Origin of the sequence: Chryseobacterium echinoideorum (assembly GCF_007474535.1) — a bacterium.
Lineage (GTDB): Bacteria > Bacteroidota > Bacteroidia > Flavobacteriales > Weeksellaceae > Chryseobacterium > Chryseobacterium echinoideorum.
The window spans coordinates 122452-143771 of record NZ_VKNW01000009.1 but is presented as its reverse complement, the minus strand read 5'-3'; the positions used below and the strand labels follow the sequence as shown (position 1 = coordinate 143771).

General features: G+C 35.7%; 21 protein-coding genes. 7 read left to right on the top strand and 14 right to left on the bottom strand.

All coding sequences use genetic code 11. From position 1 onward, the window contains the following. The first annotated feature begins 150 nt into the window (after nt 1-150). Nucleotides 151-1533 carry a phosphoglucosamine mutase gene (gene glmM, locus FOL89_RS12925; RefSeq protein ID WP_144283211.1) on the top strand — a complete coding sequence of 461 codons (1383 nt, stop codon included), beginning with the start codon at nt 151-153 and terminating at the stop codon, nt 1531-1533. 126 nt (nt 1534-1659) lie between these two features. Next, nucleotides 1660-3039 (top strand): tetratricopeptide repeat protein, encoded by a 1380-nt coding sequence (locus FOL89_RS12920; protein ID WP_144283210.1) that lies wholly within the window; start codon nt 1660-1662, stop codon nt 3037-3039. Nucleotides 3040-3178: 139 nt separating this feature from the next. On the opposite strand, the gene rpmA is transcribed toward FOL89_RS12920, so the two are convergent. Both rpmA and rplU read right to left on the bottom strand, forming a co-directional pair. Further along, complete coding sequence (gene rpmA / locus FOL89_RS12915; protein ID WP_007842221.1) at nt 3179-3436, bottom strand: 50S ribosomal protein L27; 258 nt, start codon at nt 3434-3436, stop codon at nt 3179-3181. Nucleotides 3437-3462: 26 nt separating this feature from the next. Further along, complete coding sequence (gene rplU / locus FOL89_RS12910; RefSeq protein ID WP_089745877.1) at nt 3463-3852, bottom strand: 50S ribosomal protein L21; 390 nt, start codon at nt 3850-3852, stop codon at nt 3463-3465. 328 nt (nt 3853-4180) lie between these two features. Here rplU and FOL89_RS12905 point away from each other — a divergent pair, with 328 nt between their 5' ends. Then, nucleotides 4181-4723, top strand: a complete 543-nt coding sequence (locus FOL89_RS12905; RefSeq protein WP_144283209.1) for a hypothetical protein — start codon at nt 4181-4183, stop codon at nt 4721-4723. 1 nt (nt 4724) lies between these two features. Continuing rightward, the gene (locus tag FOL89_RS12900; RefSeq protein ID WP_144283208.1) at nt 4725-5816 is read left to right on the top strand and encodes an acyltransferase family protein; all 1092 of its coding nucleotides are present in this window, start codon (nt 4725-4727) and stop codon (nt 5814-5816) included. A 35-nt stretch (nt 5817-5851) separates the two neighbouring features. Here the strand turns inward: FOL89_RS12900 and FOL89_RS12895 are convergent, their stop codons facing one another. Further along, nucleotides 5852-6088, bottom strand: coding sequence for a hypothetical protein (locus tag FOL89_RS12895; protein ID WP_144283207.1), 237 nt, complete (start codon nt 6086-6088; stop codon nt 5852-5854). A 134-nt stretch (nt 6089-6222) separates the two neighbouring features. On the opposite strand from FOL89_RS12895, the gene miaE reads away from it, so the two are divergent. The 3 genes from miaE (at nt 6223) to FOL89_RS12880 (ending at nt 8892) form a co-directional block, all read left to right on the top strand. Further along, nucleotides 6223-6804 carry a tRNA-(ms[2]io[6]A)-hydroxylase gene (gene miaE, locus FOL89_RS12890; RefSeq protein WP_144283206.1) on the top strand — a complete coding sequence of 194 codons (582 nt, stop codon included), beginning with the start codon at nt 6223-6225 and terminating at the stop codon, nt 6802-6804. A 4-nt stretch (nt 6805-6808) separates the two neighbouring features. Then, a complete protein-coding gene (locus FOL89_RS12885; RefSeq protein WP_144283205.1) occupies nt 6809-7426 on the top strand; it encodes a DUF502 domain-containing protein in 618 nt (205 codons plus the stop codon). A gap of 89 nt (nt 7427-7515) precedes the next feature. After that, nucleotides 7516-8892, top strand: a complete 1377-nt coding sequence (locus FOL89_RS12880) for a tryptophanase (RefSeq protein WP_144283204.1) — start codon at nt 7516-7518, stop codon at nt 8890-8892. Between the two features lie 70 nt (nt 8893-8962). Here the strand turns inward: FOL89_RS12880 and FOL89_RS12875 are convergent, their stop codons facing one another. The 11 genes from FOL89_RS12875 to FOL89_RS12825 all read right to left on the bottom strand — a co-directional run bounded on the left by FOL89_RS12875 (nt 8963) and on the right by FOL89_RS12825 (nt 21311). After that, complete coding sequence (locus FOL89_RS12875; protein ID WP_144283203.1) at nt 8963-9595, bottom strand: nitroreductase family protein; 633 nt, start codon at nt 9593-9595, stop codon at nt 8963-8965. Nucleotides 9596-9920: 325 nt separating this feature from the next. Beyond that, complete coding sequence (ribH, locus tag FOL89_RS12870) at nt 9921-10439, bottom strand: 6,7-dimethyl-8-ribityllumazine synthase (RefSeq protein ID WP_144283202.1); 519 nt, start codon at nt 10437-10439, stop codon at nt 9921-9923. A 3-nt stretch (nt 10440-10442) separates the two neighbouring features. Continuing rightward, complete coding sequence (locus tag FOL89_RS12865) at nt 10443-11153, bottom strand: YfgM family protein (protein ID WP_144283201.1); 711 nt, start codon at nt 11151-11153, stop codon at nt 10443-10445. A gap of 172 nt (nt 11154-11325) precedes the next feature. After that, nucleotides 11326-11862, bottom strand: a complete 537-nt coding sequence (locus FOL89_RS12860; RefSeq protein ID WP_144283200.1) for an adenine phosphoribosyltransferase — start codon at nt 11860-11862, stop codon at nt 11326-11328. A gap of 4 nt (nt 11863-11866) precedes the next feature. Further along, nucleotides 11867-13048 (bottom strand): nuclear transport factor 2 family protein, encoded by a 1182-nt coding sequence (locus FOL89_RS12855; RefSeq protein WP_144283199.1) that lies wholly within the window; start codon nt 13046-13048, stop codon nt 11867-11869. Between the two features lie 50 nt (nt 13049-13098). Continuing rightward, nucleotides 13099-14118 carry a hypothetical protein gene (locus tag FOL89_RS12850; RefSeq protein WP_144283198.1) on the bottom strand — a complete coding sequence of 340 codons (1020 nt, stop codon included), beginning with the start codon at nt 14116-14118 and terminating at the stop codon, nt 13099-13101. A 168-nt stretch (nt 14119-14286) separates the two neighbouring features. Further along, a complete protein-coding gene (locus FOL89_RS12845) occupies nt 14287-15618 on the bottom strand; it encodes a quinol:cytochrome C oxidoreductase (protein ID WP_144283197.1) in 1332 nt (443 codons plus the stop codon). A gap of 8 nt (nt 15619-15626) precedes the next feature. Next, nucleotides 15627-16325, bottom strand: a complete 699-nt coding sequence (locus FOL89_RS12840; RefSeq protein ID WP_144283196.1) for a c-type cytochrome — start codon at nt 16323-16325, stop codon at nt 15627-15629. Continuing rightward, the gene (locus tag FOL89_RS12835; protein ID WP_144283195.1) at nt 16318-16839 is read right to left on the bottom strand and encodes a DUF3341 domain-containing protein; all 522 of its coding nucleotides are present in this window, start codon (nt 16837-16839) and stop codon (nt 16318-16320) included. The genes FOL89_RS12840 and FOL89_RS12835 overlap by 8 nt, the downstream gene beginning before the upstream one ends. After that, nucleotides 16826-18223 (bottom strand): NrfD/PsrC family molybdoenzyme membrane anchor subunit, encoded by a 1398-nt coding sequence (nrfD, locus tag FOL89_RS12830; protein WP_034677738.1) that lies wholly within the window; start codon nt 18221-18223, stop codon nt 16826-16828. Before nrfD ends, FOL89_RS12835 begins: the two co-directional genes overlap by 14 nt. A 25-nt stretch (nt 18224-18248) precedes the next feature. After that, on the bottom strand, nt 18249-21311 hold the full coding sequence (locus tag FOL89_RS12825; RefSeq protein ID WP_144283194.1) for a TAT-variant-translocated molybdopterin oxidoreductase: 3063 nt from the start codon (nt 21309-21311) through the stop codon (nt 18249-18251). Between the last annotated feature and the right edge of the window lie 9 nt (nt 21312-21320).

The following is a 21320-nucleotide window of genomic DNA, read 5'->3' as shown; positions in this document are numbered from 1 at the left end:
ATTGTACAACCAACCCTAAAAAACTAAAATCCAGCTTATTTTTAAATTAAAATTACTTTTAGGTAAAGAAAAAGTTACGAACTTACAAATTCTAGGTATTTGAGTATCTTTGCAAAAAATTAACTCAAATTCAAATAATAATAAACTATAATGTCATTAATAAAAAGTATTTCAGGAATCCGTGGAACGATTGGTGGTAAAGTTGGTGATAATTTGACACCGCTTGATATTGTAAAATTTGCTTCCGCTTTCGGAACCTGGCTTCAGAATAATAAAAACAAAAAAGATTTAACTCTAATCATCGGTCGTGATGCAAGAATTTCAGGATCAATGGTTAATTCTCTGGTTACCGCAACTTTACAGGGATTGGGAATCAATGTGATTGATTTAGGTCTCTCCACAACCCCAACTGTTGAAGTAATGGTTCCGGAGCTGAATGCAGATGGCGGAATTATCTTAACCGCTTCTCATAATCCGAAACAATGGAATGCTCTTAAACTTTTAAATGAAAAAGGAGAGTTCATCAGCGGAGAAAATGGTGCTGAAGTTTTGGCTTTGGCTGAAAGCGAAGATTTCAATTATGCAGAAGTAGACGATCTCGGAAAATATGAAACCAGAGAAGATGCTTTTGATATTCATATTCAGAAGATTTTAGATTTACCAATGGTAGATGCAGAAGCTATCAAAGCCAAAAAATACAAAATTGTTCTGGATGCCGTAAATTCTACCGGAGGAATTGCCATCCCGATGCTTTTAGATAAGCTGGGTTGTGAAACTATAAAACTGTATTGCGAGCCTAACGGACATTTTCCTCACAATCCTGAGCCTTTAAAGGAGCATTTAGGAGATATTTGTGCGTTAGTGAAAAAAGAAAATGCTGATTTTGGCGTTGTAGTAGACCCGGATGTTGACAGATTGGCTTTGATTGATGAAAAAGGAGAAATGTTTGGTGAAGAATACACCTTGGTTGCCGTTGCTGATTATTTGCTGAAAAATAAAAACGGCGTCGCAATTTCCAACCTTTCCTCAAGCCGTGCTTTAAGAGATGTGGCTCAATCGCATAACTCGGAATACTTTGCCAGTGCGGTAGGGGAAGTAAACGTGGTGAATCTAATGAAAGAAAAAAATGCCGTAATCGGTGGTGAAGGAAATGGCGGAATCATCTATCCTGATTTGCATTACGGAAGAGATTCTTTGGTAGGAGTTGCTTTATTTCTAACACATTTAGCAAAAGAAAACAAAACAGTTTCCGAGCTAAGAGAAGGATATCCAAGCTATTTTATGGGGAAAAAGAAAATTGAACTGACTCCCGAAATAAATGTGGATAACCTTTTAACTAAAGTTGAAAAAGAATATCAAAATGAAGAGGTTTCTACGGTAGATGGTGTAAAAATAGATTTTGAAAACAATTGGGTTCATCTCAGAAAATCGAATACAGAACCAATCATCAGAATTTATACCGAAGCCAAAACTCAGGAAGAAGCCGACAAAATAGGTGATGAAATGATCGCTAAAATCAATAGCTTGATTTAAGAAAAAATACAATCAGTTTTCATCATTTTAAAAATTATTATTAGTAAATTTATAGTCATTAAGATTTTCAGAAGCAGGGATTAGTATATCTCATATCTCATATCTTAAATCTTAAAACTCGTTATATTGGAAGAATATTTTGGAAATGAACTTGTAAAAAAGTTCGAGGAAATGATGGAAAACAATGATGAATTCTACTTTGATACAGAAGAGTTAGAAGACATTATTGTATATTATCTGGAGTTGGGAGATTTTAATTACGCCGATATGGCTGTAAATTACGGTCTCAAACTGCACCCTAATTCTTTAGACATCAAGATAAAAAAGCTTGAAGTTCTTTTGGAATGGGAAGATTATAATATGGCGAAAGAGCTCATCAACGAGCTGAAAGGCTCATCAATGGAAAATACAGATTTTCTGGTGTGCTACGCCAAATATTATTCTAATTTAGGAAATCCGAGGAGATCAATAGAAATTTGCAAAAAAGCATTAGAACTGGAAGAGGAACAAAATTTCCTCAATAATTTTATTGCAGATGAATATGTAAATCTTGGTGATCCTTTCAATGCTTTAAAACATTATCAACAAGCTTTGAAAGAAGATCCAATGGATGAATATTCGTTAGAAAATGCGATGATTTGCTTTAATGATCTTAACAAGAGCGAAGAAGCCATTGCTTTCCTGAATGCTTATCTTGACGATTTCCCTTATTCAGAAATTGCATGGAGTGAATACGGACAATATTATTTTAACCGGAAAAATTATGAAGAAGCCATTAAAGGCTTTGATTATATGCTTGCAATCAATTCCAGCGCAGTTGGAGTTTACGCAAGCAAAGCAGCGTGTTATGAAGCATTAAATCAATATCAGAAAGCGATAGAAGTGTATGAAGAAATGCTTGATCTGGAATATACCAAAGCATTTACATTCTATAAGATCGGATTATGCTACAAGGCACTGAAACAGCCGATTGTTGCTTTAAATTCTTTTCAGAAGTCATTGAGAGAAGACCCTCAGTTTTATCTATCAATGATGGAACAGTCTTATCTGTATGAAGAGATGGGAGGGATGCCGGAAGCTTTACATTTTGCAAAAGAAGCAACATTACTGAACGAAAATAATCTTGACTACCAGAAAAGGCTTGCATTTTTATTTATAGATGCAGGAAAATTTGAAGAAAGTCTCACTTGTCTTAAAAAGCTTGTGGATGCAGAACCTTCCAGATTTTACAACTGGTATGCTTATTCTGAAGTAATGATGCTGGTCGGAGAATATGAAGAATCAGTAACCGTTCTGAAACAGGCGATAAAACATCATTATCGCGCAGAACTATTTTATCAGCTGAGCAATTGCTACCTCAACCTGAAAGATAAAGAAAAAGGGATTGAATCTCTACAGAAAGCTTTAGAGCTTGATCCTACTTTGATTTCTGATATGCAGAAAAAATATCCTTACATCAAAGATGAGGTGAAAGAGGCAAAAGCGAAAGTAAAAAAACGGAATTAAGGCTAAAATCATCTTTTTTAAACATAAAAGTCTGGCACAAACCAGACTTTTCTTTTATGATAAATCAAGAATATTATTGCAAAAAAATTCCCCTGAAAGTTATGCTTTCAGGGGAATTCCATATGAAACGCTGATTTGATTAAGCGTTCGGTTCTACAGATACAAAAGATCTGTTGTTTGCTTTCTTTCTGAAAACTACTTTACCGTCTACCAATGCAAATAAAGTGTGGTCTTTACCCATACCCACGTTTTCACCTGGGTGGTGCTGTGTACCTCTTTGTCTGATGATGATGTTTCCGGCAATAGCTTCTTGTCCTCCGAAAATCTTCACACCTAATCTTTTAGAGTGAGATTCTCTACCGTTTTTGGAACTACCAACTCCTTTCTTGTGTGCCATTTTATTATAAGGTTTTTTGGTTTAAATTACTCTGCGCTTTCAGTTGTTTCAGCGTCAGCTTTTTTGGTTGTTTTTTTAGCAGGTTTTTCTGCTTTTTTAGCTCCGTCAAATCCTGTAATACCAGTGATTTTGATCTGAGTAAGAGATTGTCTGTGACCGTTTTTCACTTCGTAACCTTTTCTTCTTTTCTTTTTGAAAACGATTACTTTATCAGCTTTTACATGGTCAAGGATCTCTGCCTCTACAGTGATTCCGTTTACAGCTGGGGCGCCTACAGTGATTGCTCCGTTTACAGTAAGAAGAATTTTATCAAAAGATACTTTTCCTCCTTTATCTCCTTTCAAACGGTTTACAAACAACTTCTGGTCTTGCTCAACTTTATATTGAAGCCCTGCTATTTCTACAATTGCAAACATTGTCTATAAATTTTTAGTTAATTCGAGGTGCAAATGTAGTGATTTTTTATTTACTAACAATGTGATTTTGAGAATTTTTCTATTTTCTCTACAGATTCATTTTAAGCTGATTATTTATTTTCCTATTTTTTAATAAATTATATTTTTCAAAATACTTTAAACTTTGTGACATTATCACCTAGTTAACACTTAAAATTCTACAGAATAATTCAGAGATTGTCAACGTTGTAGATTAACTTATATAAAACAATCAGGCTACATCACTTATATTCCAAATATAGAAATTAAATTGATTGCAATTAATTTGTACTTTTGAAAAAACTTATTTATGAAAATAATCTTAACTATTTTACTCTCTTTATCACTTACTTCATGTACTGTATATGGCTGGTCAAACGATTATAAAAAACTTTCCGGAGAACAGCAAAATTCTATTGTTACGCTACAAAACTTTGAAAATACAAATTCACAAAATATATATAAAGTAACCGGAAACCAGCTTAAAGAAGAGCTTAAAAAACATCCGAAATCTCTTGTATACATTTTCACCAACGGCTGTGTGTCAGAATATTGTCTTCCTATGTCCAACTACGAGAAGTTTGCGAAAGAAAATAATTACAAACTTTTCTTGGTAATGAACGGGTATGGTCACGTGGAGGAAACCACAAAACAAAGATCAGAAGTTTTTACAGAGCCTTTATATTCTATCAATAACGAAGCCTACAATTCAAATACCCGATGGAAATATTCCAGATATTTTGAAAATGAATTGAGAGGAATTGACAAAAAGTCGAAACCAAAATGGGAAGGAGGTCTTTACTTCTTCAATTATGATAAATTAGAAAAAGTGATGCAAGATTTACCAAAATAAGATGAACAGAGATCTTTATATTGATTTTGCCAAAGGATTGGCAACGCTTTCCATCATATTTATTCATACGGCATTTTGGTCGGGACAGTTTTATATTATTCCGGAAGTGCGGGTTTTTTCTTTGGTTTTTGATGTTGCGCTATTTTATGCCTTGAGCGGAATTACTTCGGGATCAAATATTGAAAAAACCTTCTACCGTTTGCTGAAGCTCCAGATTACTTACATGATTTTTGTAACATTGCTGTTCTTTTTAGATTATTTCTTTAAAATTTTCGGGCTTACATTTTTCTCGCTGGAATGGCTGCAGAACTTCTACTCTACTTTCGGATCTAAATATGCTGCAACAAGCATTTCAACAACTCCGCAATGGCAGAACCTGGGAAACTGGTATTTGCATGAATATTCTAACGCAGATACATTTCCGGTAGTAATGGGCAGTTTCTGGTATTTGAAAGTTTATTTTATTTTGACGGTTTTTGGGGTTTTAATACTGAGATTTTTTCCGAAACATATCAATTGGTTTATAGGAATCTGTATTGCATTGACATTAGTTTTTAATATTTTCCCGCAATTCTATCCTTCCGGTCAGGTAGGTTATATTACATTTTACATGATCATTTTTCTGGTTGCTCATCAGATGAGAGGAAAAAAAATTCCCGCAAAAGCAATTCCTGTGCTTTACGGATTGGTTGCTGCCGCTTTGATCTGGATGTTCTGGTATTTTGGAAATGAAATTTTCTTTAAAATTAATAAACAAAAATTCCCGCCCAAAACCCCTTATATTATCTGGACTTTATTTTCGCTGACAACATTATTTGTATTCTATAGCAGGCTGAAGATAGCGAAAGAAAATCTCATTACCCACATTGGGAAAAATGCTATATTTTTCTATTTCGCACAGGGAATCAGTTCTTCTTTGGTGTATTTCTTGGTTGTTCCGTTAAAAGAAATGATGCCTTGGTGGGTTCTAATGATCATCATTTATATCATTAATGTTGTTTTTGCGTTTATTATTGCTGAAGGTTTGAAGAAGTTTGATGGCTTCGGATGGAAGTTTCTGGAATTTTTACGAAAAATAACCGCCACACTGTGACGGTTATCAGTTTTTTTAATTCAATAGATTAAAAATTAATCTCTGCTGGATGATCTTCCTCCACGCATAAGAACAGCGATTAATACAATAAATAGTATTGCTCCTACAATAATATATACCGGGTTGGTATACCATTCTTCAGTTTTTGTAGTTTTGGTCGTTACTTCAACTTTTGGTACAGCTTCCTGAGCAAAAGCAATAAATCCTGTCAATAAGGTAAGAATGCAAACGGCAAATCTTTCCAGCTTTTTTGTGATCAATGATGTGTTCATAAGTTTATGATTTTAATGTTATTTTTTAACATAATCCAACTTTATGCCAAGATGATAATTAAACTGGCAACGAAAATCAAATTCATATCTAAAGAATATTTATTTTAATTAAATTTACAGAAATTTTTAAAGTCATGTTTAAGCTAAAACTTCCTACCGATCCGAGGTGGGCAAATATTGCAGAAGGAAATCTTGAGGAAATTTTAACGGATCATGCATGGTGCGAGCAAAAAGCCGCCACCAACGCTATAGGATTGATTACGATGCTTCCGGAATATCCCGAAATCGTAACCGAACTTTTGTCAATTGCGCAGGAAGAGCTTGATCATTTTAATCAGGTTCATGAGATTATTAAAAAAAGAGGATATACTTTCGGACGCACAAGAAAAGACGATTATGTAAATGAGTTGGTAAATTTTATCCAGAAAGGAGGCAACAGAGATACTTTAATAATTGATAAAATGCTTTTTGCAGCAATGATTGAAGCAAGAAGCTGCGAAAGATTTAAAGTATTAACAGAAAACATCAAAGACGAAGAGCTGAGAGAGTTTTACAAAGAATTGATGATTTCGGAAGCCAATCATTACACTACATTTATCGGTTTTGCAAGACAGCTGGGTAATCCGGAACAGGTAAACAAAAGGTGGGAAGAATGGCTGGAATATGAAGCAAAAATAATTAGGTCTTACGGGAATAAAGAAACTATACACGGATAAAATATTGAGAAAGCCCACTTTTGAAACCATGACCAGTATTTTCCTGAAAAACTTTTTTCAGGGACTTGTAATTATTGGTCCCATCGGGCTTACCATCTATGTTATTTATTTTGTCATCACTTCTATCGACAATATCATCCCTTCTGTTGCAAGGCAGATTCCCGGTCTGGTTTTTATTTCGGTTTTATTGGTAACAGCTCTTTTGGGCTACTTGGGGAACAAGTTTGTTGTCGGAAGATTTTTTGTAGATGCTGTTGACAGCCTTTTAGAAAAAACGCCGGGTATCAAACATATTTATTCGTCTACAAAAGATGTGATGTCTTCGTTTGTCGGAGACAAAAAAAAATTCAGTCATCCGGTTTGGGTAAAAACCAATGAGAACCCTGAAATCTGGAGAATAGGATTTTTAACACAAAAAGAAATGTCAGATGTAGACAAACACAATTATGTAGCGGTCTATCTTCCGCATTCTTATGCAATTTCGGGCTGGGTAATTGTTACAGAAGAAAAAAATATCAAACCTGTCGTAGGAATGTCTGCCGCTACAGCAATGAAATTTGCAGTAAGTGGTGGTGTTGCAGGTTTTCATTCGGATGAAAATATATTTAAAGCTCCTGAGTAAATTTCGATTTGCTCCTTTAAATACATTTGATGATTTGAAAATATTTTCAAATTAAACTTTTCTTTAATAAAATCTAAAAATTATATCGCATGGAATTACCATATGCAGAACCGTTTCGTATCAAGATGGTGGAAGAAATCCGCCAGTCTACAAGAGAAGAAAGAGAGCAATGGCTGAAAGATGCCAAATTCAATTTATTTAATCTTAAATCTTCCCAAGTTTATATTGATTTACTTACCGATTCAGGAACCGGTGCCATGTCTGACAGCCAGTGGGGGGCTTTGATGACAGGAGACGAAAGTTATGCGGGTTCACGCTCATTTGAACAGTTACACAACACTGTAAAAAGCATCACAGGTTTCAAATATTTATTACCCACTCACCAAGGAAGGGCTGCTGAAAATGTTTTGTTTTCTGTATTGGTAAAAGACGGAGACATTATTCCGGGAAACTCGCATTTTGATACGACTAAAGGACATATCGAAATCAGAAAGGCTCATGCTGTTGACTGTACTATTGATGAAGCTTTTGATATTAACGATCTTCACCCTTTCAAAGGAAATATCAATCTGGAGAAACTGGAAGCCGTTTATCAGTCACATCCGAAGGAGCAGATCCCTTTTTGTCTGATTACAATTACCTGCAACTCTTCAGGAGGACAGCCTGTTTCTCTGGAAAATATGAAAGCTGTAAAAAAACTTTCAGACAAGTACGGAATCCCTGTATTTTTCGATTCTGCAAGATTTGCCGAAAATGCTTATTTCATCAAAAAAAGAGAGCCGGGACAAGAAAACAGAAGCATTAAAGATATCTGCAAAGAAATGTTCTCGTACGGAGAAGGGATGACGATGAGTTCTAAAAAAGACGGATTGGTTAACATTGGCGGATTTATCGCTCTGAATAATGAAGATGTTTTCAGAAAAGCGTCTAATTTCACCATTATTTATGAGGGCTTTATTACTTATGGCGGAATGGCAGGAAGAGATATGGCTGCTTTAGCAGTAGGGTTGAATGAAGCAACAGAATTCCCTTATTTGGAAAGCAGAATTTCTCAGGTAGAATATCTTGGAAATAAGTTAATTGAATACGGAATTCCGGTACAAAAACCAATCGGTGGACATGCCGTTTTTATTGATGCGCTTAATTTCTTGCCTAATGTTCCCCGTGAAGAATATCCTGCGCAGACTTTAGGACTTGAAATTTACAAAGAAGCGGGAGTAAGAACTGTAGAAATCGGAACTTTGCTGGCAGACAGAGACCCTGAAACCAGAGAAAACCGCTATCCAAAGCTTGAATTACTGCGTTTGGCAATTCCAAGAAGAACGTATACCAACAACCACATGGATTATATTGCAGCAGCAGTAAAAAATGTCTACGAAAAAAGAAATGAAATTACAAAAGGCTATAATATTACCTGGGAACCGGAAATTTTAAGACATTTCACCGTTCATTTGGAAGAAGCTTAATTGTTGATCTATAAAAAATAAAAATCCATTCCAGTATTTTTGGAATGGATTTTTTTATATAAAACAGTTGTTAATTTAATTCTGTCACAAAATCTTCCTTTGGTTTTCTAACTTTAGCCAAACCAGCCAGCCAGTCATTTTCGGTGTCTCTATATCCTATGGGTAGCAACAGAACACTTCTTAAGCCTTTTTCTTTCAAATTTAAAATTTCATCTACTGCTTCAGGAGAAAAACCCTCCATCGGTGTTGCATCTACCTCTTCAAAAGCTGCGGCAATAATTGCTGCTCCAAATGCAATATAAGCCTGTTTTGCAGTATGAATAAAGTTTTCTTCTGCAGGTTTTGGCGGATACATCTGCAAAAGCTGCTGTCTGTAGTTTTCCCAGCCTTCGTTTTTAAAGCCTCTTATTTCATTCGTCAGATCAAACATTTTGTTGATTCTTTCTTCTGTATAATTATCCCACGCTGCAAAAACCAAAAGATGCGAACAGTCTGTAATCTGCGGCTGATTCCATGCATTTGGTTTGATTTTTTCCTTAATTTCCTGATTTGTGATGACTATAATTTCAAAAGGCTGCAACCCGCTTGATGTAGGTGCCAATCTGGCTGCCTCCAATATTCTGTCTATTTTTTCCTGCGATACTTTCTGTCCGTTCATTGCTTTTGTTGCAAATCTCCAGTTAAGTCTGTCTAATAATTCCATTATTTTTTTAAATTTTACAGCACAAAATTATATTAAACAACTTGAAAAGAGGGGATAAAAATCTAATTTGAATAATTGTTAAAATCTATAATGTAATAAAAGTAATTACAGAAAGTTTAGGAAGAAAAATCGTTGTTTCTTGAAATTAAATATTGTAAAATATTTTTCTTTTTGAACTTTAACTCTTTTCCAGATTCGTTTTGAAAGATAATTTCACAATTTTTAAGAATAACTTTTGAAAAAATAATATTGTTTAATTTAGTTATAAATATTCATAAAAAAGAGCTATTTTTTCAAATAGCTCTTTAGTATTTTAAAATATGAATTATAAATTTCCGAATCCGATATTTCCTTTTATACCAGAGAGATTCTTTTTAAAATCTATCATCCTCAAAGCAGTCACTGCAGCTTCTACACCTTTGTTTCCTAAATCACCTCCGCTCCTTGCAACCGACTGTTCTTTGGTATCATCGGTCAATACACAGAAGATCGTTGGTGTATCTGTCATGATATTACAGTCTTTAATTCCCTGTGCAACTGCAGAACAGACAAAATCAAAATGTGGGGTTTCTCCACGTATTACGCAGCCAATGGCAATTACTGCATCAAATTTTCGCTCTTTACAAAGCTGCATACTTGCATAGCTGAGCTCAAAAGCTCCGGGAACAGAAAACTGTTGTATATTTTCTGCTTTTACGCCTTCTTTTTCAAGAATTTCCAAGGCTGCATCACGAAGATTGTAAGTTACAAAATCATTCCACTCAGAAAAAACAATGCCGATAGAAAAATCTTCGGCATTGGATATATGAAGTGGCTTGTAATCTGAAAGATTAACTGTTGCCATATTTTAGTTTAAGTATTTAGCCATTTCTATATAAGAATCAGACATTCCGTTGTCGTAATCCTGATATTTTTCATCAATTGTAGTAAAGTATTTTTTAGCTTCGGCATTCTTTTTCATTCCTAAAGCCAAAATTCCTGCTTTTCTTGTGAAATAATACGAGGTATAAGGATCTTCTGCGGCAGAAGCTGCTTTATCCAACAAAGACAATGCTTCATCATTTTTATTAAGACCCGATTTAGCATCTGCCATTGCGCCGTATTTCATGGCCATCAATGTTTTGTTGTCTGAGGAAAATTTATCCATCAAATCATACGCTTCCTGAAACTTTCCTTCTTTAAATTTGATAAGACCTGCATTATAAGCAGCCAATTTACCAATATCAGTTGAAGAGTATTCTTTGTATGTTCCCATAAAACCAGGATTAGCAGCAGATGTGCCTCCCAAAGCGTCTTTATCTTTACCTTCTGTAAGGTTTTTCTGTGCTGCAAGGTAAGTTTTTACTGCTTCTTCATTTTTCGGAGCTACAATAAACTGCTGATATGCGAAAAAGCCTAAAACTCCCAGAACCAAAATTCCAAAAGCTATACTTAATGGTTTTGAATATCTTTCAAGGAATCTTTCTGTATTTAAAGCCTCTCTGTCAAGATCTTTAAAAAACTCCACTGTTTCTTTTCCTTCCAGCTCTTGCTGAGCATTTTTTCCCAATTTTGCCATAAATTCTTAAAAATTGAATTGCAAATTTAATTGTTTCTGAATGATTTACAAAATGTTTATTTGTATTATTAATAAATGTCTTCAAATAATTGAACATCTTTTGAAACAGTTATAAATGATGATATTTTTTATAATATCTTTCTTTTTCCGAATTGACATTAATCTCAGCTGATCAATATTGCAGAATACTGTAAATATCAGCGCCAAACTTTTTGAGTTTTTCTTCACCTTTAAGATCTTTTAAGCCAATTAAAAAACTAAACTGTACTACATCTGCACCTTGTTTTTCAACCAACTTTGCTGCCGCTTCTGTTGTTCCGCCGGTTGCCAAAAGATCATCATGAATTAAAATTTTTTGTCCTTTCTTTATCTGACCTTCTCTGGTTTCTATTTCTGCACTGCCATATTCAAGATCATATTTTTCTGAAATTACCGGAGGTGGAAGCTTCCCTTTTTTTCTGATTAAAATAAAAGGAACATCCAAAGCAACTGCAATTGCAATTCCGAAGAGATAACCACGACTTTCTATTCCGCATACTGCATCTACTTTGCCCTTGCTGAAGCTGACAAGATCATCTATAACCTCTTCGTATAGTTTAGGATCTAAAAATATAGGCGAAATATCTTTGAACTGAATTCCCGCAATGGGAAAATCTGGTATATTTTCTATCGTTGCCTCAAGCTTTTTAATGAGTTGCTCAGATGCCATACTTTTAAGGATTTATTTTATAGCTGGAGATTTTCCATTCTCCGTTTACATTTTTAAGACCAAAAGTAGCTTTTAAAGAAGTTGTTCTCCCGTTTTTATCTGTTACGTCATAAGTGGCACTTACACTTGATGAATTTGCCGTTGATCCGTTAGTTGTAATATTTTTAACATTTACACTTTTTATTGCTCCAAATCCTGAGGTGGGATTAGAAAAAGATTCGTAGCTTCCCCAACTTGGATTGCTTGATGCATCAAATGCAGCCTTTAAATTTTGTGAACTTACGTTATTTAAAAATTTGCTCACCGTATTTTTAGGATCTGCAGGCTGTTTTGGCGGTGCCTGTGTCGTAGGATCTGTACCCGGTGAAGTGGTAACTGCAGGATTATTAGGATCTATCATTGCAGCAGGATCTTGCTCAATCATTGTAGAATCCGTTTTAGGAATTTCCGGAACTTTCAATGCAGAGGGGTTAACATCTAAACCGATCTTAGACATTTTAAATGTCTTTGCCGTTGTTTTAACTGAAACGGTCACATCAATTTTGTTATCCGTAATTTTAGATGCCAGTAAAGAAGAAAACTTGAGATTGAAGCCCTTAAAGTTATTGTCCTGCATCAAATTTTTGGCGGTAGAAATTTTCACTCCGTTGCTGAAAACTTCTAATGTGGCTTCCAAACCTGCTCCAGTGAATGCAATAGGATTTCCTGAATTATCAACCAATCTAGGAATGATCTGAATTGCTGTAGGACCATTTCCATTATCTCCGGAAAACTGAGTAAGAATATTCAGTGAGCTTGCTTTCACATCATTCGGATCACTTTCTTTTGCCAATTCGTCACCAAAGATATTCATTTCACCCAAAGACGGAGGCGCAGTACTTGCCCACTCTATTCCGTTTTCCTGAGCTACTTTGTCGGCCATAAGCAATATTTCCGGTACTTTTTTTCCATTGATCAATTGTCCCAGAGCCTTTAATTCTGCAACATCTCCATCTGCTTCCACGCCGAAAGTTTTGAGGATATATAATGCTTCATTGAATTTGATTTGTTTTATCGTGGTAAGGCTGGATGCCATATCATTAATACTCGACTGGAAAGACTGAGTAGTGGTCGCATCTACGCTGTCTTTTTTACATGACGTAAAAAACAACAGGCTGAAGATGAGCAGCAAAGAAAACTTTTTCATTTTAGTATGGTTTATGGCAAATTTAATAAAACCTTTACTAATAAATATTTTTATTTTTTATTTTGTTGTTCTTTTAACTTATCCTTAAAAAAAGAACTGAACACAGTCTGCATATTGGGGAATGAAGAATCTTTCCAATAGTTTGTATTATAACTGCTATTGCTTTTATTAAATTTTACTTTTTGTTCTACATTATTATCCTCTGCAAACTCAAGTTCAACGGGATAAAAATTCCTGTAAACAATAACTTGGTTATAATTAGTTTCACTTTTATGTTTCAATTTGATAAAACTGATCTCATTAGACTCTAAGAAATCTCTCAAAGTCTTATCAGAATCTTTTTCGTAAGAATGATTAATAATTCCTTTAACATCAAAAAAACGATATCCAAATAATGCTAATTCTTTTTCCTGCAAAGCCTCACCTGTGATTTCAATTTCGTCTTTATTAATACCTTTAAGTTCTTTAATCTTAGCTCTTTTAGATTTAAACTCAGCAATATTACCTACATCTTTCAGTTTTGGCAGATCAAGAAAGCTATTATAATCCCACGAAGCTGTTTCTTTTTTCTCATTCTTTGCATCTTCCAGTCTGAAAATGCGATATTCTTCCACATTTGCACTCTTCAGTTTTTTGGTTTTATTGTCAAAAATATACGTGATCACACCGTCTGCATAACAGTTAAGCTTCGTATTCAAAGTAACGTACGCGTTAAAATTTCCACGCACTTTGATGTATTTTGCCAGTTTGTTGTTTTTGATAATTACAGGTTCAATATCTTTAATTTTATCGTCAAGTTTAATCACTTCTTTATTCAAATCAGAATAAGATAGACTTGTAAGAATAATGTTGTCATAAATGAGTTGGAAATTTTCCTGTTCTTTAACCAGTGCAGACTTTTCAATCTTTCCATCAATATCCGATATTGCTAAAATATTACCCTCTTTTCCAAAAACTGATACTTTAGGAATCGGTAAATTGGTTTTCTCTGAAATGAATGTAATGCTCTGTGCATTAAATAAATTCAAAATTAAAATGAAGATAATTGATAGGATTTTTGAAGTTTTCATAAGGATTTAGTTAAAAGTTTTCAGAGCAAATACTCTATGTGATCAGATTAAGTTATACGACATTAATAAGACGAATAAAAATTGAAAAGGTTGCCTTTAAATGATTTATAAAAAAAAGACCGATTATTAATTAATCAGTCTTTTTATCGTTTATTTTGTTACAATTCCTTAGAAAGGATATTCGTAAATTTCAGATTCGTGTAAATAAGGGTTACCTGTAGGAATTAATTTCAGCTTAGCTAATGCTGAAAGCACTGTAAACATAAACAATCCCGCTACAAATAAAATGGCACCTATAACAAGAAGTAAAACCTCAGGAGTCTTCCAGTAAGGACCAACCGTTCCCGGCATTACCATATTGAAATAATCTAAGATGTGACCACAGATTACAACAACTGCCATAATTGTTACAACTTTGTAATTTCTCTTGATGCTGCTGCTTACTAAAACCAATAATGGTAAAAGGAAGTTTACAATAAGCATCGGAAGGAATGTTGTAGAATAATGTTCGAACCTTCCGAAGAAATAATTTACTTCTTCAGGCACGTTTGCATACCAATATAACATGAATTGTGCGAACCATGTATAAGTCCAGAGCATACTTGTAGCAAAAAGGAAAACTCCTAAATCATGCAAGTGATTATCATTAAACTGTGGTAAGAAACCATTTTTCTTTAGGAAAACACTTAGCAAAATGATCACAGCAATTCCACTTGAAAGGCAGCTCACCATAGAATACCAAATATACATTGTAGAATACCAGTGAGGGTCAATAGACATCAACCAATCCCATGCCCAAGCTGCAGATGCAAATCCGAAGAATGCAATGTATCCTACTGCCCATCTGTAAAGAAACTGATAATCTACTCTTGACTTAGTTTCGTCTACTTTCTTCGACATTGCTTTTAGTTTCCATGCAAAGAATGAAGCTCCAGCTACATAAATAATAGTTCTTATAGCATAAAAAGGTATATTTAAGAATCTTTTCTTTTCAAAAAGGATAACATCAAATTCAGGAGATCCCTCTCTTGTTAATTCAGGATCCATCCAGTGAAAAAGATGCCCATTATGCGTAATATTAAGAATCATAATGATGATCAAAATAGCACCACCCCAAGGAATATAAGACGCAATTGCTTCCATTACCCTTGTAATAATAATAGGCCAACCTGCGTGTGCAGCATGCTGAATGCAGTAGAAAAACAAAACACAACAGCTCACTCCGAAGAAAAATACCGCTACGAAATGAATTGCTGCCAAAGGCTGATTGTGAATCTGCATCTCTGCATGTTTTAGATGAGACTCATGATCCTGAGGACCCACCATTTGGCTTGAGTGTGTAGGAGCATCATGTCCTGAAGCATGTACTGCTTCCATCATGTGCTCAATTTTTTCTGTAGTAATTCCTTTATTCATAAAGAAACCAACAGCAAAAAGAACTAAACCTACAACTAGAAGTATTATAGAAGCTGATTTTAATTTTGGTGAAAAACTATACATTTCTTTTCTTATTTTTTAGTTTCGGTAGTTTCGGTTTTTGCTGCTTCAGCAGTTGCAGGAGCTGCAGCCGGAGTTGCAGATGCACCTTTGAAAGCATTCATTACATACATGGCCACTCTCCATCTGTCTCCAGGACTAAGCTGTCCTGCATAAGATCCCATTGCATTTCTACCATTTGTTAAAACATAGTGTACAGATCCTACAGTAATTTCTCTATCTGCATAATTTGGCACACCTGAATAAGCCCCACTTTGTACGATTGATCCTTGTCCGTCTCCGGCAACACCGTGACAGGCAGAACAAGTACGTTCAAAAAGTACTTTTCCTCTCTCTAAATCTTTTGTAGCATTAGCAGGATTTAAAGGTGAAGAAGTAATTCCCTTTGAAGCATCATAACCAGCATTATATTCATCCGGAGTTCTTGGAAGTTTGTCTTCGGCAAAAACACCATCTTTATTCTGAGCTACTGAACCTTCTACAGGAGAAAGTCCTGTTGCGCCATTATTTTTTACAAATGCAGGAATCTCATTTTCATGATCTGAATACGCATCCTGAGCTTTCATCAAAGGATCATAAGCTACAGGGAAATACATATCCGGAAAGTAAACAAGAGGTGCGTTTTCTTTTGGTCCGCAAGAATTAAGTAAAACTGTAGTTAAACCTAAAACCGCTGTCATTTTTAAAATATTTCTCTTCATTTTAAGCATCTTTAACGGTTATTTCTTCTACTCCTGTTTCAATTAAAAGCTGCTTCACCGAATCTACATCATTGGTAATAAATTCCATCAGGAATTTATCATCGGTAGTTCTCGGATCTGGGTTCTGAGCGGGAGCACCAGGATACATTTTGTTTCTAACTAAGAATGTTAAAGACATCATGTGTGCTGCACAGAATACCATCAATTCGAACATTGGTACTACGAACGCAGGCATGTTGTGTGCCCAGTCGAAAGCAGGTTTACCACCAATATTCTGAGGCCAGTCATGATTCATTACGTACCAAGTAACTGTTGCACCAATACTTACACCATATAATGCGTAGATAAAAGCAGCATCAGAAATTCTGGTTTTCTTTAAACCTAAAGCTTTGTCTAGTCCGTGAACCGGAAACGGAGTATAAACTTCGTTGATTGCGATTCCTTTATCGTTGAATGCTTTAACGCCGTTCATTAAATCATCGTCGTCAGCATAAAGTCCGTATACAATTTTAGTGGTGCTCATCTCCTTCTTTTGCTTTATAAGTTTCACCTGAGATTTTCAAAATTGATTTCAATTCAGCCTGTGCAATTACAGGGAATGTTCTTGCATATAATAAGAATAATACGGAGAAGAATCCTATTGTTCCTAGATACACTCCAACGTCAATGATTGTTGGTTTAAACATCGTCCAAGATCCTGGCAAGTAATCTCTTGAAAGGTTGATTACGATGATATCAAAACGTTCGAACCACATTCCTATATTGATGATTAATGCTACAATAAATGTCCAGATAATATTTGTTCTCAATCTCTTGAACCAGAATGAGGCAGGAACTACAAGGTTACAAATGATCAATGACCAGAAAGCCCACCAGTAAGGTCCAACAGCTGCACCTGGTGAAAGATAAGTGAAATCTTCATATCTTGACCCGGAATACCATCCGATGAAATATTCAGTTGCGTAAGCTACTGTTACCATACCACCAGTTAAGATGATGACGATGTTCATAATTTCGATATGATACATGGTAATGTAATCTTCAAGATGACAAACTTTTCTTGCAACTAATAATAGTGTCTGTACCATTGCAAATCCTGAGAAGATCGCACCGGCAACGAAGTAAGGAGGATAGATTGTAGAGTGCCATCCTTTGATAACCGACGTTGCGAAGTCAAATGATACGGTGGTGTGTACCGAGAATACAAGCGGAGTTGCCAAACCTGCAAGAACCAAAGATAGTTCTTCGAATCTCTGCCAGTGTTTTGCTTTACCACCCCATCCGAATGCAAGAAATGTATAAATTTTCTTAGTCCAAGGAGTTTTTGCTCTGTCTCTGATCATTGCAAAGTCAGGGATCAATCCCATAAACCAGAATACTGTAGATACGGAGAAATAAGTGGAGATTGCAAATACGTCCCAAAGTAGAGGCGAGTTGAAGTTCCCCCAAAGAGAACCAAACTGGTTGGGCAAAGGGAATACCCAATATCCTACCCAAACTCTACCCATGTGAATTACCGGGAAGATTGCTGCCTGTACAACGGCGAAGATGGTCATCGCTTCCGCAGAACGGTTTACAGACATTCTCCATCTTTGTCTAAATAATAATAATACTGCTGAGATCAGCGTACCGGCGTGACCAATACCTACCCACCATACGAAGTTGGTAATATCCCAACCCCAGTTAATAGTTCTGTTAAGCCCCCATGCTCCAATACCTGTTCCGATAGTATAAGCGATACAGCCAAATCCGTAGATGAACAGAACCAAGGCTGCATATAGTGAAATCCACCATAATTTACCTGCTCTTTCTTCGATAGGTCGTGCAATATCTTCTGTGATATCGTGATAAGTTTTGTGACCAATAATCAGAGGTTCCCTTATCGGAGCTTCGTAATGTCCTGACATTTTTTACCTATTTATTATTTAAACTTTATTTTTCTACTCTGTTTCTTACTTTAGTGTGATAGAACACGTTTGGCTTGGTTCCAATCTCTTCAAGTAAATAATATCTTCTGTTGCCAGAATATAATTTTCTAACTTCAGACTCTTTATCATTCATATCTCCAAACTTGATAGAGCCTGTAGAACAAGCTTTTGAACAAGCAGTCTGGAATTCTCCTTCTGCTACTCTTCTACCTTCTTTCTTCGCTTCAAGAATAGTATTCTGAGTCATTTGGATACACATAGAACATTTCTCCATAACCCCTCTTGTTCTTACAACAACATCAGGATTAAGAACCATTCTTCCAAGATCATTATTCATATTGAAATCGAACTTGTCATTCAGGTTATATGTGAACCAATTGAAACGTCTTACTTTATAAGGACAGTTGTTAGCACAATATCTTGTACCGATACATCTGTTGTATGCCATGTGGTTTTGTCCCTGCTTACCGTGAGATGTTGCTGCAACCGGACAAACCGTTTCACAAGGAGCGTGGTTACAATGCTGACACATTACCGGCTGGAAGATCACATCCGGATTTTCTGCTGGATTCTCCAAAGCCCCATCAATGCCCAAAACATCACTTCCGTAAAGCTCAGGAACTGCCATTCCTTCTTTCAGTCCATCATAAACTCCAACTTTCTGCTTAGATGAATAGTAACGGTCAATTCTTAACCAATACATATCTCTAGACATTCTCATCTCTTCTTTACCTACTACCGGAACATTGTTTTCTGCCTGACAAGCAATAATACATGCTCCGCAGCCAGTACAAGAGTTCAGATCAATTGATAAGTTGAAGTGAGGTCCGTCTGTATCATCAAAGGCATCCCAAAGGTCAATTTTACCTGCCGGAAGTGCACCGCTGATGGTGTGATATTCTAATGGTTTGTTCCAACCGTGGTGTTCGTCATCGAAAGGTACGTTAATAAACTCAGCCAAAGGAACTTCTTTAGCAATATCGTAACGTCCCATTAATGTATTTTGAAGCTGAATCCCTGCGAACTCGTGTTCTTCTCCAGTTTTTTCAATAGAAACATTAGAAACTACGAGGTTTGATCCATCAAATAAAGGATAGGCATTTACCCCTGTATCCGCCGTAGCACCAGAATCTTTTTTACCGTAACCCAATGCAAGACCAACGGATCCGTCTGCCTGACCAGGTTGAATAAATACCGGTACATTTTCAATTTTAACTCCGTTTACTGTAAGGTTTACTACAGAACCGTCTAGCTGCATTCTTGCATTAAGATCATTTTCTATACCAAGCTCTTCAGCATCTTTTGGAGAAATTGTCAAATAATTATCCCAAGACATTCTTGTCAATGGATCCGGTAATTCCTGCAACCAAGGGTTGTTTGCCTGAGTTCCGTCTCCCATAGACGTCTTAGTATAAAGCACTAATTCTAATTTAGATGCTTTAAAGTTTCCTAATTCAGCTATAGCCTGACCTGCATTTCCTCCTGCATAAGATAAAGATGTCGCATTAGCAGATGTTACAAAACCGTTATAAAGTGCTTTATTGAAAGAAACTCCACCTAAAACGGAAGCAGAATTGGCTTTTAAGTAATCGTAATAATTATTAGCAGCGTTATTTTTACCATTTTTCCAAACCAATAAAGATTCTTCAATCTGTCTTGATTTGTAAATTTTTTGAATAGTAGGCTGCATTAATGCATAAACACCAGTCTGAGGCTCTACATCTCCCCAAGACTCAAGCCAGTTAGCTACCGGGATTACAGCTTTCGCTGCCTTATACATATTGTTTTTCTTATCTGTAACCGCAATTACGTAAGGTACTTTTTCTAAAGATTTTTTGAAATCCTGACCTTTATGATGAGAATAAACAGGATCTACATTGTTAGAAATCAAAACTCCAACCTGTCCTGCATTCATCCAACCTAAAAACTCCTGGAATCTTGCTTTATCAAATTCTTTAAGGAAATTTGCTTTACCTGTAAAAGCAACTGATCCTAATTTTTGGTTAATTAAGTGAGCTAAAACCTGTGCCGCTTTAGAACCGTCTGCAAAAACAACAGCTTTGCTGCCTTTCGCCTGAAGTTCTTTTGCTATTCCGGCAGCTACTTTGTCTGAAGAACCACCTCCAACAACTGCGTTGTAAACTTCAACTAAAGTTTTGTTTACATCACTCGGCTTTAATCTGATTCTTTCATCTGCATTAGCGCCCGTAAGAGACATATTAGATTCAACCTGAACGTGTCTCAGCATACTTGCTCCCGGCGTTCTAGCGGCTGCATAAGAAGTTTCTAAGCTTGATGCATTATAATCTCCTAAGAAATCTGCCTGAAAAGAAACAACTAATTCAGTTCCTCTAAGATCATAAACCGGCAATGCTCTCGTTCCAAAAACTTCCTGAGCGGCATCTAAACCTGCGGAATAAGGAAGAGCATCATAAGTTACGAGTTCGGCAGTAGGATATTTTGCTTTAAATTCAGCAAATAATTTTTTGAAAGTAGGAGAAGCAAAAGAATGTGATAATAACACAATTTTTTTACCTGCAGCCTGAGCTTCATTTAAACCTTTGATAACGAAATCATCAACTTTATCAAAAGTTTCGTCTTTACCGTCAAGCTTAGGTTGCTTTACTTTGTCATTATCATAAAGAGAAAGTACACTTGCCTGAGCTCTTGCGTTTGTTTTACCTAAATCTCCCGCAACAGGATTCGGTTCAATCTTGATAGGTCTCCCTTCACGCGTTTTTACTAAAACACTCGCAAAATCGAACCCGTCAAAATATGTTGAAGCGTAATAATTAGGAATACCCGGAATGATTTCGTGCGGCTTTACCACATAAGGAATCGTTTTGATTACCGGTGCTTCACAGGCAGCTAAAGTAACTGCTGCTGTAGAGAATCCCAACAGTTTCAAGAAATCTCTTCTTGATGTACCTGAATCGTTTTTCTGAGTACCTTCTAAGAAATCTTCTACCGGAATTTCTTCTTGGAACTCTTTTTGAGCCAGCTTATTGTTTAAAGCCGGATCTTTAAGTTCGTGAATACTTCTAAATTGTATTTTGTTTGAAGCCATTTATACTTC